A 14,856-nucleotide genomic window follows, 5' to 3' on the forward strand; every position below is an offset into this window, starting at 1 on the left:
CCGAGGTCTACGCCGTGTGAACGCCATTCTTCACACGCCCCCTCAACTCGTCGATTTCCTCCAAAGTGTCTTGCAGACCTTGCGCGGTACGGAGCATCTGGGATGCGTACGCTTGGCTCTGGGCGTTCCATTCCTCGAACCGTTTTTGCGTGTGTTCGGAGACGGCGGTCGAGTACTCATTGAGCCACCCACGCATGGAGTCCTGTGTTGCTTCCAGACGGGTCGACAAGCCGTTCGTGAGGTCTTCGAATTCTGTGTGTAGGGCCTTCAGATAGGAGGTTTGGTGCTGCTCGAGGGCTGTAAACCCGTCCCGGGACGTTGCAGCCGCCTCGGTCAATGACTGGCCGGCCTCCTGCAGGTGACCGTGCAGTCGCTCCAGCTGTTCGTGCTGCTGGGCAAAGGTATCGGCGATTGCTTGTTGACGATCCACCGTTTCAATCAGTTTTTTGGTGGAGGAGTCCAAAAGCTCTGCGGAGGCCGTCGTCCGCTCACCAATAGTCGAGGAGGCGTCGGTGAAGGCATTCGCCGATTTTTCGAGATCCCGTGACGCACTCTGCAAGTGTTGCGAGGAAGTCTTCATCGTCAGACCGGCGGCATCAACAGTTTCAGCCAGAATGGCGACCACCTCTTCGGTATGGGTTCGTTGCTGCGACATGGCCAGCATCAACTCCTCCAAACGCTTTTGGGAGGCCTCGGACTGTTCCCCGCTTTTTTCCATGATGCCGTCGACCTTGGACGAAAGTCGCTCCATCATTGTGCTGAATTCACCGCTCATGGCCCCTAGGGATGCCCCGACATTGCTGGCGGCTTCCCCCATTTGCTGTGCCTGGCGATTGCCGATGTCCTCAAAGGAAGACGCGAACTTTCCCACCAGGTGCTCGAAGACTTCGGTTGACTGCTTCGATGCCGATTCGCTGATCTGCGCCATGGCCGGAGTGACTGAGGATTCGAGGGCAGCCGTCACCGCCGCCTGCATATCTTGGGACAGGCCGGTCACGGCTCGTTGCAGCTCGACACCGATCTTTTCGTGAAGCTCCTGTAAAGCAGTGTTCGAGTCTACGGAATTGCGCTCGATCTCGATGAGAGACCGTTCAGCCGTATGCCGGCTAAAAAGATGATCGATCCGTTCCTGGATCTTCTTGACGTCCTGGGACACCTGATTGGCAACATGATTACCCCACATATTTGCCGCCAGACTGAGAGATACCCCAAGAATCGAGGTCAGGAACGCCAAGGAGGCTCCGGAGATCAGATCTCCGACACCGGACCTCAATTCGCTACTGTCGGCGTCGCTGCCCAGGTCCAGCCCCCAGAGACCCGCAACCAATCCCACGAAGGTTCCCAGCACGCCCAAAGCAGTCAGGGCTGAAGGGAGGAATTTCTGGATGCGGTTGTGTAGTACTTCGCCGGCCAGCGTTTCGGTATCGAAGAAATATTCGGCATCCACTGTGTTGAAGAGGCGGCGGCGGTCCGGGGACTCCACCAGGGACTCGTCGAATTCCATCCACGCTTCAGGAGCGGCACGAGAGGATTCCCGGAGGGCACGGGCCGTATCCAAGGCAGACTGTCGCATGGCAACGAGGTTCTCGTCGCTCAGTGGGGAAAGGATGGTCTCGAGCTGGCGAATCCGTCGGCGAGCTTTCTTTTGTCCACGTCTGAGTGAATAACCGAACCAGGTAAAGCATCCGGCCAAGACGAGGACGAAGCAGATCAGCACCCAGAATGCCACGGGTGTCAGGTCTAGACCCAAGAGATTGATGGTGCTGGCAGAGTGAATTTGGGCTGCACTAGGCAACATGATGTTTCCCCCCCTAAGCGCTGCCGAGCAACATCACGTGAACAAGGAAGCGACGCGTAACAAGTTAGGACATCGACTCTACTCTCAGCACGTCACCCCATAAAACTGATGTTCCAATGAGCAGCGGTGAAATGCCTACCGAAGTTGTCGAGGCTTCCGAGGACTTCTGGGTGTCTTTGAATCACCTCACTTGACGAGATCAACCTGGAGGGCTTCACACGGCGGGATCGTGCGAGTTTGACGGGCCAGAGACGACCCGTGATCAACGCCTCCCGAGGCAGCTAGGTCACGCAGCTTCCCCGGGGCGAGAGCCGTCGTCCTCCTGTGGTAATTTTGATCGAGCAGTCACCCTTTAAATTCCGTCCAGTGAGGCGGGGAAGGAGGCGGCATCATGGAAACCTACGGCGCCACCGACGAGACCGGGTCCACCGGTCCCACCAGCGTTCGCACAGTACTTTCAGAAGCCGACATCTCGCGGGCGCTCACCCGCATCGCCCATGAAATCATTGAAGCCAATAAGGGCACCGAGGACCTGGTTTTGCTGGGTATTCCCACCCGCGGCTTCCCCTTGGCGCAGCGGCTCGCGGAACGCATTGCCCGCGCCGAACCGAGCACCAATCCCGCAGCGATCACCGGTCAACTCGATATCACCATGTACCGGGACGATCTGCGCCATTCCACCACCCGCACCCCGCTGCCCACGAAACTGCCGGCCGGCGGCATCGACGGCAAGGTCGTGGTCCTGGTCGACGACGTGCTCTACTCGGGGCGAACCATCCGCGCCGCCCTGGACGCCCTCTCCGATCTGGGCAGGCCGCGTATCGTCCGCCTGGCAGTGCTGGTGGACCGGGGCCACCGCGAATTGCCGATCCGTGCCGACCATGTGGGCAAGAACCTGCCCACCGCCTCCTCCGAAAAGGTGAGGGTCCGCCTGGGTGAATTGGACAGCGCCCACGGTGAACCAGTGAACGACGTCGTCATCGAGTCCCGCGCATGAGGCATCTGCTCTCCACCGCCGACCTGGCCCGCGCCGACGCCATCCGGATCCTGGACATCGCCGAAGACATGGCCGCCGTGGGCACCCGTGAGGTCAAGAAGTTGCCCGCTTTGCGCGGACGCACCATCGTGAACCTGTTCTTCGAGGACTCCACCCGCACCCGGATCTCCTTCGAAGCCGCCGCCAAACGGCTCTCGGCCGATGTCATCAACTTCTCCGCCAAGGGCTCCTCGGTGTCCAAGGGAGAATCCCTGAAGGACACCGCACAGACGTTGAAAGCCATTGGTGCCGATGGGGTGGTCATCCGCCACGGTTCCTCCGGCGCCCCGGCCCGGTTGGCAGCCGCCGGCTGGATCGATGCCCCCGTGGTCAACGCCGGAGACGGAACCCACGAACACCCCACCCAGGCCCTGCTGGATGCGTTCACGCTGCGCAACCACTGGGCGAAGGTCCAGGGCGTGGAATCCACCGGCTCGGACCTGACCGGGATGCGCGTGGTCATCGTCGGAGACATCCTGCATTCGCGGGTGGCCCGTTCGAACCTGTGGCTGCTGCGCACCCTGGGGGCCGAGGTCACCCTGGTCGCACCACCCACCCTGCTGCCGGTCGGCGCCGCCGCCTGGCCGTGCACCATCAGCTACGACCTCGACGCCACCCTGGCCGCGGGGGCGGATGCGGTGATGATGCTGCGTCTACAGGCCGAACGCCAGCACGCCTCCTTCTTCCCCAGCACCCGCGAATACTCGCGCATCTGGGGTTTCGACGACGCCCGCCTGGCGGCACTGGACGCGCAGCCGGGCCGGGAGACGATCATCCTGCACCCCGGACCGATGAACCGCGGGTTGGAGATCTCCTCGGCCGCCGCCGACTCACCCCGCTCCACCGTGCTGGAACAGGTCAGCAACGGCGTCGCCGTACGCATGGCCGTCCTGTACCTCCTGCTTTCCGCGGACCCGCAGCAACCGGGCTCCCTCTGAGAATCGAGAATCACATGAGCACCACCACCTACCTCATCCGTGGGGCGAGCCTCGCCGGCGGGGAAGCCTCCGATCTGCTGCTGATTGACGGCCGTATCGCCGCCATCGGCGCCGACGCGGGAACCCACGAAGCAGCAAACACAGCAGAAGTCATCGAAGCAACCGGCCTGATCGCCCTGCCGGGCATGGTCGACCTGCACACCCATCTGCGCGAACCCGGCCGCGAAGACGCAGAAACCGTCGAAACCGGCACCCGGGCGGCGGCCCGCGGCGGATTCACTGCGGTGCACGCCATGGCCAATTCCACCCCGGTGGCCGATACCGCGGGCGTCGTGGAACAAGTCCATAATCTGGGTCAGCGCAGCGGCTGGGTCGATGTGCGGCCCGTCGGCGCCGTCACCGTCGGTCTCGCCGGGGAACGACTTTCGGAGATCGGGGCCATGGCCGATTCCAGGGCCCGCGTCCGGGTCTTCTCCGACGACGGGATCTGCGTCTGGGATCCGGTGCTGATGCGCCGGGCACTGGAATACGTGAAGGCCTTCGACGGGGTGATTGCCCAGCACGCCCAGGAACCCCGGCTGACCGAGGGCGCCCAAATGAACGAAGGCGAGGTCTCGGCAGTGCTGGGTCTGGCCGGCTGGCCAGCGGTGGCCGAGGAATCGATCATCGCCCGCGACGTCCTGCTGGCCCAGCATGTCGGCTCGCGCCTGCACGTCTGCCACGTCTCCACCGCCGGGTCGGTGGAAATCATCCGCTGGGCCAAATCCCTGGGCATCAATGTCACCGCCGAAGCGACCCCGCACCACCTGCTGCTCACCGACGAAATGGTGCGCAGCTACGACCCCGTCTACAAGGTCAACCCGCCGCTGCGCCGCGAAGCCGATGTCATGGCGTTGCGGGCCGGTCTGGCCGACGGGACCATCGACATCATCGGCACCGACCACGCCCCGCACCCCTCGGAGGCCAAGGATTGCGAATGGGCGCAGGCAGCCATGGGGATGACCGGGCTGGAAACGGCGCTCTCGGTCGTCCAACACACCCTGGTCGAAACCGGGATGATGACGTGGGCGGATGTCGCCCGCATCACCTCGACCACCCCGGCACTGATCGGCCGGCTGGGCGACCAAGGCCGGCCGCTGGCGCTCGGGGAACCGGCCAACCTGATCCTCGTGGACCCGGCAGCACGCTGGACGGTGGACCCCACCACCATGTCCACCAAGGGCAGGAATTCGCCGTTCGCTGGGATGGAACTGCCCGGCAGCGTGCGCGCCACGTTTTTCCACGGCCACCCCACCGTCCTGGACGGCGCCTTGGCCACCCCTCGGCCCTATACCGGAGTCCCAGCATGAGCGAATACGTCCCCTACCTCATCGGCCTGGTCGTGATCGCCGCCGTCGCGATCCTGCTGATGCGCCTCGGCTGGCGTCACCGCCAAGGCCGCCAAGCAGATATCACCGCCCCCGTGGCAACCCCGGCAGCATTGAATGCGCCGCTGGCCGAAGCCGTCGGACAATACGTGTGCACCACCACGGCGGGGGACTGGTTGGACCGCATCAGCGTCCACGGTCTGGGCATGAAATCCAACGCCGAACTCTCCCTGCACCCCGAGGGCGTCCTGTTCTCCCGCAGCGGAGCCCCCGATGTGTTCATCCCCGCCGCCGACCTGGAATCGGTCCGCAGGGAATCCGGAATGGCCGGCAAATTCGTCGAATCCGGTGGCCTGCTGGTCCTGGGCTGGCGGCTGGGAGAGCACGACGTCGATACCGGCTTCCGGCCGCGCGCCGCCGAGGATATGGCCACCCTGGTCTCCGCAGCAGAAACTTTGATCCCCGATCACGGCGCCCCCGCGCCCACCGATGACCGCACAGCACCGAAGAAGGACAAGCCATGAGCGTCAACACCACCCCCGAACCGGCAGTACTGGTCCTGGAGGACGGCCGGATCTTCCGCGGCCGCGCCTATGGCGCCGGCGGCACCACCTTGGGAGAGGCAGTCTTCACCACCGGCATGACCGGCTACCAGGAGACCCTCACCGACCCCTCCTACGCCCGCCAGCTCATCGTCCAGACGGCACCCCATATCGGCAATACGGGAATCAACGTCGAGGACAACGAATCCGATCGCATCTGGGCTGCCGGCTACGTTGTCCGTGACGCGGCCCGCCGCCCCTCCAACTGGCGTTCCGAAGGCACGCTGGACGATGAACTCATCCGGCAGGGCATCGTGGGCATCCAGGGGGTCGACACCCGGGCCATCACCCGGCACCTGCGCGAACGCGGAGCCATGAAGGCGGGCATCTTCTCCGGGGACGACGCAGCGGCCACCGATGCCGAACTCGTCGCCCGGGTCGCCGAACAGGAATCGATGGAGGGCTCCCAGCTGGCCGAGGAGGTCAGCGCGAAAACCGCCTACACCGTCGAACCTGCCGACTACGGTTGGCAGGGCGAACCGCGGTTCACCATTGCCGCCATCGACCTGGGCATCAAATCCACCACCCCGGAACGGCTGGCCGAGCGGGGACTGCGCGTGCACGTGATCCCCGCGACCAGCAGCTTCGAGGACATCACCGCATTGAATCCTGATGGCGTGTTCATCTCCAACGGGCCAGGGGACCCGGCCACCGCCACCGACCAGGTGGCCACCCTGCGCCGGGTGCTCGACGCGCGGATCCCGTACTTCGGCATCTGCTTCGGCAACCAGATCCTGGGCCGGGCGCTGGGCTTCGGGACCTATAAACTGCGCTACGGGCACCGCGGCATCAACCAGCCGGTCATGGACCTGTCCACCGGGAAGGTGGAGATCACCAGCCAAAACCACGGCTTCGCGGTCGACGCACCCCGCGGGGGCGCCTTCCAGGCCCCCGAGCAGAAATACGGTCGCGTCGAAGTGTCCCATGTCTCCTTGAACGACGACGTCGTGGAGGGACTGCACTGCCTCGACCTTCCGGCGTTCTCCGTCCAATACCACCCCGAGGCGGCTGCCGGACCCCACGATTCCGCCTACCTCTTTGACCGCTTTTTTGACCTGATGGCCGCCAACGGCGCCCACTCCACGAACTCCAAGGAAGAGAACTAATGCCCAAGCGCGAAGACCTCAAGTCAGTCCTGGTCATCGGGTCGGGCCCGATCGTCATCGGACAGGCCGCCGAATTCGACTACTCCGGAACCCAGGCCCTGCGCGTGCTGCGCGAGGAAGGCCTGCGGGTCATCCTGGTCAACTCGAACCCGGCCACCATCATGACCGACCCGGAGTTCGCCGACGCGACCTACATCGAACCCATCACCCCCGAGGTGGTGGAAAAGATCATCGCCAAGGAACGCCCCGACGCCGTCCTGCCGACCTTGGGCGGGCAGACCGCCCTGAACACTGCCATCGCCCTGGATAAGTCGGGGGCACTACAGCGCTATAACGTCGAACTCATCGGCGCGAACATCGAGGCCATCGAACTCGGCGAGGACCGCGAGAAGTTCAAGGGTGTCGTCGAACGCTGTGGTGCCGAGTCGGCGAAGTCCATCATCGTGCACTCCATGGACGAAGCTTTTGCCGCCGTCGAGGAACTGAACTACCCCGTCGTCGTCCGCCCCTCCTTCACCATGGGAGGCCTGGGCTCGGGGATGGCCTATAACGCGCAGGACCTGCGCCGTATCGCCGGTGCCGGCATCCAGTACTCACCAACCTCCGAGGTGCTCCTGGAGGAGTCCATCCTGGGCTGGAAGGAATACGAGCTGGAAATGATGCGCGACGCCAACGACAACGTCGTCGTCGTCTGCTCCATCGAGAACTTCGACCCCGTGGGCGTGCACACCGGCGACTCCATCACCGTGGCCCCCGCCATGACGTTGACCGACCGGGAATACCAGAAGCTGCGCACCATCTCCATCGCGGTCATCCGTGAGGTCGGGGTGGACACCGGCGGCTGCAACATCCAGTTCGCGATCGAACCCGATACCGGTCGTGTCGTCGTCATCGAGATGAACCCTCGGGTATCGCGTTCCTCGGCGCTGGCGTCGAAGGCCACCGGTTTCGCGATCGCCAAGATCGCCACCAAACTCTCCCTCGGATACACCCTGGACGAGATCCCCAACGACATCACCCGCAAGACCCCGGCCAGCTTCGAACCGGCCCTGGACTATGTGGTGGTCAAGGTCCCGCGGTTCGCCTTCGAGAAGTTCCCGGCAGCGGATCCGACACTGACCACCACCATGAAGTCGGTGGGGGAGGCCATGGCCATCGGACGGAACTTCACCGAGGCCCTCCAGAAGGCACTGCGTTCACTCGAGCAGCGTGACGCCCAACTGGAATTCAGCAAACCCAACGCCCTGGACGTCCCCGGCCTGCTCGAACGCAGCCGGGTGGGCACCACCGGCCGGCTGGCCATGGTCCAGCAGGCACTGCTGGGTGGGGCGAGCATCGAGGAAACCTACGAGGCCACCGGAATCGACCCGTGGTATCTGGACCAGCTGGTCCTCATCAACGAGATCGCCGAACAGATCCGGGAGGCCGGTTCCCTCACCGAGGACGTGCTGCGCCTGGCCAAACGCCATGGCTTCTCCGACGAGCAGATCGGTGCACTGACCCACACCCCCGAGGCAGTGGTTCGCGGTATTCGCCACGCCTTGGGCGTGCGGCCGGTCTATAAGACCGTCGATACCTGCGCCGCCGAATTCGCCGCCTACACCCCGTACCACTACTCCTCCTACGACGAGGAGACCGAGGTCGAGCTCCATGAGAAGCCCTCGATCATCATCCTGGGTTCCGGGCCCAACCGGATCGGCCAGGGCATCGAGTTCGACTACTCCTGCGTCCACGCGACCATGGCCCTGCGGGAAGCCGGACATGAGACGGTCATGATCAACTGCAACCCCGAAACCGTCTCCACCGACTACGACATCTCCACCCGGCTCTACTTCGAACCGCTGACCCTGGAGGACGTGCTGGAGGTCATCCACGCCGAGGAGGCCACCGGTGGGGTGTTGGGCGTCTTCGTTCAGCTCGGCGGGCAGACCCCGTTGAAGCTGGCCCAGGAACTGGCCGACGCGGGGGTGCCGATCCTGGGCACCTCACCGGAGGCGATCGATCTGGCCGAACACCGGGGCGCCTTCCAACAGGTCCTGGACGCCGGCGGGCTCATTGCTCCGAAAAACGGGACAGCAGTGTCCTTCGAGGACGCCAAGCGCATTGCCGACGAGATCGGCTACCCGGTCCTGGTCCGCCCCTCCTACGTGCTGGGCGGCCGCGGCATGGAAATCGTCTATGACGAGGCAAACCTCGCCCGGTACATCGAAAACGCCACCGAAATCACCGTTGACCACCCGGTGCTGGTGGACAGGTTCCTCGAAGACGCCATCGAAATCGACGTCGACGCCCTCTATGACGGCACCGATATCTACGTCGGCGGAATCATGGAGCACGTGGAGGAAGCGGGCATCCACTCGGGAGATTCTGCTTGTGTGCTGCCCCCGATCACCCTGGGCACCGAAGTCCAGGCGCGGGTCGCCGAGGCCACCTTGGCCATTGCCCGCGGGGTGGGGGTCCGCGGACTGATCAACATCCAGTTCGCCCTGGCCTCCGACGTGCTCTACGTCATCGAAGCCAACCCGCGCGCTTCCCGCACGGTGCCCTTCGTGTCCAAGGCCACCGGCGTGCAGCTGGCCAAGGGTGCGGCCCTGATCGGTACGGGTGTTTCGATCAAGCATCTCCGCGAGGTCCATCACCTGCTGCCCGCCACCGGCGACGGATCGCATCTTCCCGACGACGCCCCGGTCTCGGTGAAGGAAGCCGTCCTGCCCTTCGCCCGATTCCGCACCCCGGAGGGTCGGGTCGTCGATTCCCTGCTGGGCCCGGAAATGCGCTCCACCGGCGAAGTGATGGGGATCGACAAATACTTCGATACCGCCTTTGCCAAGAGCCAGGCTGCGGCGAATTCACCGTTGCCCACCCATGGGCGCGTCTTCGTTTCGGTGGCCAACCGGGATAAGCGCTCCATCGTGTTGCCGGTCAAACACCTGGCGGATCTGGGCTTCGAAATCATCTCCACGGGAGGTACGGCCGAGGTGCTGCGCCGTAATGGCATCACCGCCACCGTGGTGCGCAAGGTGCGGGAGGGCACCGAGGACGGTGAACCGACGATCGCGGATCTGATCACCGACGGCAAGATCGACATGATCCTGAACACCCCTTCGGGGGGCGACGCCCGCGGCGACGGCTACGAGATTCGGGCGGCCGCCACCTCGGTCGGGACCCCGGTCATCACCACGGTGGCCTCCTTCGGGGCAGCCATCCAGGCCATCCAGGCGATGCGCCAATTCGAATGGTCGGTCACCTCCTTGCAGGAGCACGCCGAACGGCTCAACAATTCCCGCCAGGGAGTCTGAGTCGTGACCGCAGAGCACGACGCCGGCCGGGAGCCTTTCGGCTCCCGGCTCGGGCGGGCCATGAGGCAGTACGGCCCCCTCTGCGTCGGCATCGACCCGCATCCCGGGCTCCTCGCCGACTGGTCGTTACCGGACAGTGCTGCAGGGGTGGAACGCTTCGCCCTGACCGTCGTGGAGGCCATGGCGGGTCAGGTGGCCCTGGTCAAACCCCAGGTCGCCCTCTTTGAACGCCACGGTTCCGCCGGTATGGCCGCACTGGAACGGACGCTGGCCGCCTGCACCGAGGCCGGCCTACTCACTTTGGCCGATGCCAAACGCGGGGATATTGGCTCCACCATGGCCGCCTACGCTGATGCGTGGCTCCGCGATGACTCCCCGCTGGCAGCCGATGCCGTGACGTTGAGCCCCTATCTGGGGTTCGGTTCGCTGCGCCCTGCCCTGGAGCTCGCAGCCTCATCTGGCCGGGGGGTTTTCGTGCTCGGACTAACCTCCAACCCCGAGGGGGCCAGCGTCCAACATGTTGGCGGGGCCGCCTCGGTGGCTCGGAGGATCGTCGAAGCAACAGCCGTGGAGAACGAGGGCTCCGTTCTGGGGTCCACGGGGCTGGTGATCGGTGCGACCGTCGGCCCAGCCCTGCGGGAACTGGGGATCGACTTGGAGGCCAGCCATGCACCGATCCTCGCCCCGGGCCTGGGGGCACAAGGGGCGACGCCGGCAGATTTGCGTGCGGTGTTCGGCTCCGTCTGGGATCAGCTGGTTCCGACGTCGAGCCGCGATATCTTGGCTCACGGACCCGACGTTGCCTCCCTGCGTGCCGCCGCAGCCGGCGTGCAGGATTCCTTGCGCGACTGAGGATCTGCGGCTCAGCCCATTGCGCCTGCTGCCAGGGTTCGCTAGGTTCGGATCACATCGTCACTAGGGGCGTTCGGTTCCTGGCGACGACAGATTCCTAGCCGGCAGGGGATTACGCTATGGTTTTGAAGTCATTATCGGAGGAAGACCGCGCGAAGGCGCGGGCCAAGGCTCTGGTCTCGCGAACGCGCCGAGCCGAAGTGAAGCACAGCTTCGGTCGCGGTGAGCTGACCATTGCGGAACTGCTTGAACTGGCCAGGAGCGATGAGGCGGTCGGACGTTTACGCGTGACGGATCTGCTGGAGTCGGTTCCCGGGATCGGGTCGGTCAGGGCCGCTGCGTTGATGGAACGCATCGGCATCTCGGCTAATCGTCGGCTCCGCGGCCTGGGCCGCAAACAGCAGGCGGCGCTGCGGTCCCACTTCGACGACACGCCGCCCCACGCAAAAAAGTAACAAAGGACACCATGCCGGCTTCCAGCCACCCGCCCGTCACCGTTCTCGCCGGTCCCACAGCAGTAGGCAAGGGGACCGTATCCACCTATATTCGCGATCATTATCCTGAGGTGTGGCTCTCCGTTTCGGCCACGACGCGTGACCCGCGGCCGGGCGAGCAGGATGGGGTCCACTACTTCTTTGTCGGGCCCCAGGCCTTCGACGAACTGGTCAGAGCCGGGGACATGCTCGAATGGGCGGTGGTCCACGGGCGCAACCGCTACGGGACGATTCGTACCAAGGTCGAGGAAGCCGTTGCCGCCGGTCGCCGGGTCCTGTTGGAGATCGATTTGCAGGGTGCCCGCCAGGTCAAGGAGTCGCTTCCGGAAGCAAAATTCGTCTTTCTTGCCCCGCCCAGTTGGGAAGAATTGGTGCGCCGGCTCATCGGACGAGGCACCGAATCCGAGGAGGAACAGCAAAGACGGCTCGATACCGCTAAACTGGAACTTGCTGCCGAATCCGAATTCGACGTCACCATCGTGAACGACGATATTCGGCGTGCAGCCGACGAGCTGGTTTCCCAGATGGGCCTGACTCCGCACGAGCGGTAGTCAGGGTCAACCGGCACCGACGAACACCACACAGAATTTGGAGGCTTCGTGTCTACGAACACCGAAGGCATCATCAATCCGCCGATCGACGAGCTGCTGACCACCACGGATTCCAAGTACGCCTTGGTGATCAACTCGGCCAAGCGCGCACGCCAGATCAACGCCTACTACTCGCAGCTGCATGAGGGCCTGTTTGAGTATGTCGGCCCGCTGGTCGATACCCAGCTGAACGAAAAGCCGCTGTCCATCGCCTTGCGTGAAATCAACGAAGGTCTCCTGCAGGTCAAGCCGTTGGCCGCCGAAGACGCCGAGTAGCACCACCCGTGACGGCCCAGCAGCGCATAGTCCTCGGTATAGGCGGCGGGATCGCCGCCTATAAAGTTGCGTCGCTGCTGCGCCTGTTCACCGAATCGGGTCATCAGGTCGATGTTGTTCCCACCGAATCCTCGCTTCAGTTCGTCGGCAAGGCCACGTGGGAAGCCCTGTCCGGGCGTCCGGTGCACACCAGCGTGTTCGAGGCCGTGGAGGACGTCAATCACGTCCGTCTCGGCCAGGACGCGGACCTGATCGTCATCGCCCCGGCCACCGCCGACCTGATGGCCCGACTCGCCGCAGGGATGGCCAACGACCTGCTGACCAACACCGTTTTGGCCAGCAGGGCGCCGGTCGTCCTGGCGCCGGCGATGCATACCGGAATGTGGGAGAACGCCGCCACCACCGCCAACGTGGCCACCTTGCGCTCCCGGGGGATCACCGTCATCGATCCGGCCGTGGGGCGTCTGACTGGCAAGGACACCGGGGCGGGGCGCCTGCCCGACGCCGAAGACCTTTTCGCGGCAGTGCAACGCTTCCTGCCGCCACCTACACAGCAAAAACCCCCGGGGGAGGCGGCGCCCCCCTCGGGTGAAACTGCCTTGACGGGCCGAACCATCGTCGTCTCCGCCGGCGGTACCCGTGAGCCCCTGGACCCCGTCCGGTTCCTGGGTAACCGTTCCTCGGGTAAACAAGGTACGGCCATCGCCCGGGCCGCCCTGGCTGCCGGCGCCACCGTCCGGCTGGTCGCTGCCCACTTGGAAACCGACGTCCCCGAAGGCGTCGAGCTGAGCACCGCCTCCACTGCACTGGAACTACGCGACGCCGTCACCGAAGCCTGCCAGGGGGCCGACGCCGTGATCATGGCGGCGGCTGTCGCCGACTTCCGGCCCGCCGATTATGCCGGCACCAAGATCAAGAAGGTGGGCGAGGACGGGGCCCCCACCGTATCCCTGGTGCGCAACCCGGATATTCTCGCCGGTCTCGTCGGCCACCGCCGGCAGAACCCGGACGCGGGCCCGGGCCTCATCGTCGGATTCGCCGCCGAAACCGGTGACACCCACGGCTCGGTCCTGGAGTACGCGCGGGCCAAGCTGACGCGAAAGGGCTGTGACCTGCTGGTTGTCAATGAGGTCTCCACCACCCTCGGCTTCGGTACCGAAGACAACACGGTGACCATCCTGGCCGCGGACGGCGGCCCAGAGGCCCGGTTTGCCGGGACCAAGGACGAGGTTGCCCGCGGACTGATCGCGACGTTGGGAACCCTTTTGAACCGGTAGAGTAATCGGGTGACTTCCCAGAATCCCGCCTTGCGCCTGTTCAGCTCCGAATCCGTCACTGAAGGCCACCCAGATAAGATCTGCGACCAGATCAGCGACGCCATCCTTGATGCGATGCTCGCCCAGGACCCCAACTCGCGGGTGGCCGTGGAAACGTTGGTGACCACCGGGCTGGTGCACGTCGCCGGGGAGGTCACCACCGCAGGCTACGTCGAGATCCCGCATCTGGTGCGCAAAACGATCCTGGACATCGGCTATGACTCCTCGGCCAACGGGTTCGACGGGGCCCGCTGCGGGGTCTCGGTCTCCATCGGCCAACAGTCCCAGGAGATTGCCGATGGCGTCTTCAACTCGTGGGAACAGCGTGAAGGCACGGGCCAGGACCCCCGGGACGCCCAAGGCGCGGGGGACCAGGGCATCATGTTCGGCTATGCCTCCGATGAGACCCCGGTTTTGATGCCCACCCCCATCTGGCTGGCCCAGCGGCTATCCGAGAAGCTCACCGAAGTCCGCAAGACCGGCTCACAGCCACTCTTGCGTCCCGACGGCAAAACCCAGGTCACCATCGGCTATGACGGGAACGTGCCGGTCTCGGTGGAGACCATCGTCGTCTCCTCCCAGCACGCCCGCGAACTGGAACTCGAAGCGTTACGGACCGACCTCCATGAACTGGTCGTCCGCCCCGTCCTGGCGGGAATCGACCTGGACATCACCAATACCCGGATCATCCTGAATCCATCGGGCCCGTTCATCATTGGTGGTCCCGTCGGAGATGCCGGGCTGACCGGACGCAAGATCATCGTGGACACCTACGGCGGTTTTGCCCGCCACGGAGGTGGTGCCTTCTCCGGTAAGGATCCCTCCAAGGTCGACCGGTCGGCAGCGTACGCCATGCGTTGGATCGCCAAGAACGTGGTGGCCGCAGGTCTGGCACGCCGCGCCGAAATCCAGGTGGCCTACGCCATCGGTGTCGCCCGGCCCGTCGGTCTCTATGTGGAGACCTTTGGTACCGAAACCGTGGATCCGCTGAAGATCGCCACTGCCATCGAGGAAATCTTCGATCTGCGCCCACTGGGTATCATCGAGGACCTTGACCTGAAACGACCTATTTACCAGCGCACCGCAGCGCATGGCCACTTTGGCCGAGAGGAACCAGGCTTCACCTGGGAGCAGACGAACCGCGTCGACGCGCTGCGGCACTACTTCAACTTCTAGGAGGGC

At 64.6% G+C, this 14,856-nt stretch carries 13 protein-coding genes; 12 read left to right on the forward strand and 1 reads right to left on the reverse strand.

The window, feature by feature from the left end:
- Positions 1–7: 7 nt before the first annotated feature.
- Positions 8–1,798, reverse strand: coding sequence for an anti-phage ZorAB system protein ZorA (gene zorA / locus CIK75_RS01980; RefSeq protein ID WP_096223059.1), 1,791 nt, complete (start codon positions 1,796–1,798; stop codon positions 8–10).
- A 391-nt stretch (positions 1,799–2,189) separates the two neighbouring features.
- Between zorA and pyrR the strand changes: the two genes are divergently transcribed.
- The 12 genes from pyrR (at position 2,190) to metK (ending at position 14,850) form a co-directional block, all read left to right on the forward strand.
- Positions 2,190–2,795, forward strand: a complete 606-nt coding sequence (gene pyrR, locus CIK75_RS01985) for a bifunctional pyr operon transcriptional regulator/uracil phosphoribosyltransferase PyrR (protein ID WP_087000700.1) — start codon at positions 2,190–2,192, stop codon at positions 2,793–2,795.
- On the forward strand, positions 2,792–3,772 hold the full coding sequence (locus CIK75_RS01990; protein ID WP_087000702.1) for an aspartate carbamoyltransferase catalytic subunit: 981 nt from the start codon (positions 2,792–2,794) through the stop codon (positions 3,770–3,772). The genes pyrR and CIK75_RS01990 overlap by 4 nt, the downstream gene beginning before the upstream one ends.
- 14 nt (positions 3,773–3,786) lie before the next feature.
- Positions 3,787–5,121 (forward strand): dihydroorotase, encoded by a 1,335-nt coding sequence (locus CIK75_RS01995; protein WP_096223060.1) that lies wholly within the window; start codon positions 3,787–3,789, stop codon positions 5,119–5,121.
- Positions 5,118–5,663 carry a hypothetical protein gene (locus tag CIK75_RS02000; RefSeq protein WP_241895228.1) on the forward strand — a complete coding sequence of 182 codons (546 nt, stop codon included), beginning with the start codon at positions 5,118–5,120 and terminating at the stop codon, positions 5,661–5,663. The genes CIK75_RS01995 and CIK75_RS02000 overlap by 4 nt, the downstream gene beginning before the upstream one ends.
- On the forward strand, positions 5,660–6,847 hold the full coding sequence (gene carA, locus CIK75_RS02005) for a glutamine-hydrolyzing carbamoyl-phosphate synthase small subunit (protein ID WP_096223061.1): 1,188 nt from the start codon (positions 5,660–5,662) through the stop codon (positions 6,845–6,847). Before CIK75_RS02000 ends, carA begins: the two co-directional genes overlap by 4 nt.
- Complete coding sequence (gene carB / locus CIK75_RS02010) at positions 6,847–10,146, forward strand: carbamoyl-phosphate synthase large subunit (RefSeq protein WP_087000708.1); 3,300 nt, start codon at positions 6,847–6,849, stop codon at positions 10,144–10,146. Before carA ends, carB begins: the two co-directional genes overlap by 1 nt.
- Before the next feature lie 60 nt (positions 10,147–10,206).
- Positions 10,207–10,998, forward strand: a complete 792-nt coding sequence (pyrF, locus tag CIK75_RS02015; RefSeq protein WP_096223103.1) for an orotidine-5'-phosphate decarboxylase — start codon at positions 10,207–10,209, stop codon at positions 10,996–10,998.
- Between the two features lie 119 nt (positions 10,999–11,117).
- Entirely contained in the window at positions 11,118–11,453 is a 336-nt protein-coding gene (mihF, locus tag CIK75_RS02020; protein ID WP_096223062.1) for an integration host factor, actinobacterial type, read from the forward strand.
- An 11-nt stretch (positions 11,454–11,464) separates the two neighbouring features.
- A complete protein-coding gene (gene gmk, locus CIK75_RS02025; protein ID WP_096223063.1) occupies positions 11,465–12,043 on the forward strand; it encodes a guanylate kinase in 579 nt (192 codons plus the stop codon).
- Positions 12,044–12,091: 48 nt separating this feature from the next.
- Positions 12,092–12,358, forward strand: coding sequence for a DNA-directed RNA polymerase subunit omega (gene rpoZ / locus CIK75_RS02030; protein ID WP_087000714.1), 267 nt, complete (start codon positions 12,092–12,094; stop codon positions 12,356–12,358).
- Positions 12,359–12,366: 8 nt separating this feature from the next.
- Positions 12,367–13,635 (forward strand): bifunctional phosphopantothenoylcysteine decarboxylase/phosphopantothenate--cysteine ligase CoaBC, encoded by a 1,269-nt coding sequence (coaBC, locus tag CIK75_RS02035; protein ID WP_096223064.1) that lies wholly within the window; start codon positions 12,367–12,369, stop codon positions 13,633–13,635.
- Positions 13,636–13,644: 9 nt separating this feature from the next.
- On the forward strand, positions 13,645–14,850 hold the full coding sequence (gene metK, locus CIK75_RS02040; RefSeq protein WP_096223065.1) for a methionine adenosyltransferase: 1,206 nt from the start codon (positions 13,645–13,647) through the stop codon (positions 14,848–14,850).
- Positions 14,851–14,856: the final 6 nt, after the last annotated feature.

This window comes from Glutamicibacter sp. BW78, from assembly GCF_002332245.1.
GTDB classification, from domain to species: Bacteria; Actinomycetota; Actinomycetes; order Actinomycetales; family Micrococcaceae; genus Arthrobacter_H; species Arthrobacter_H rhombi_A.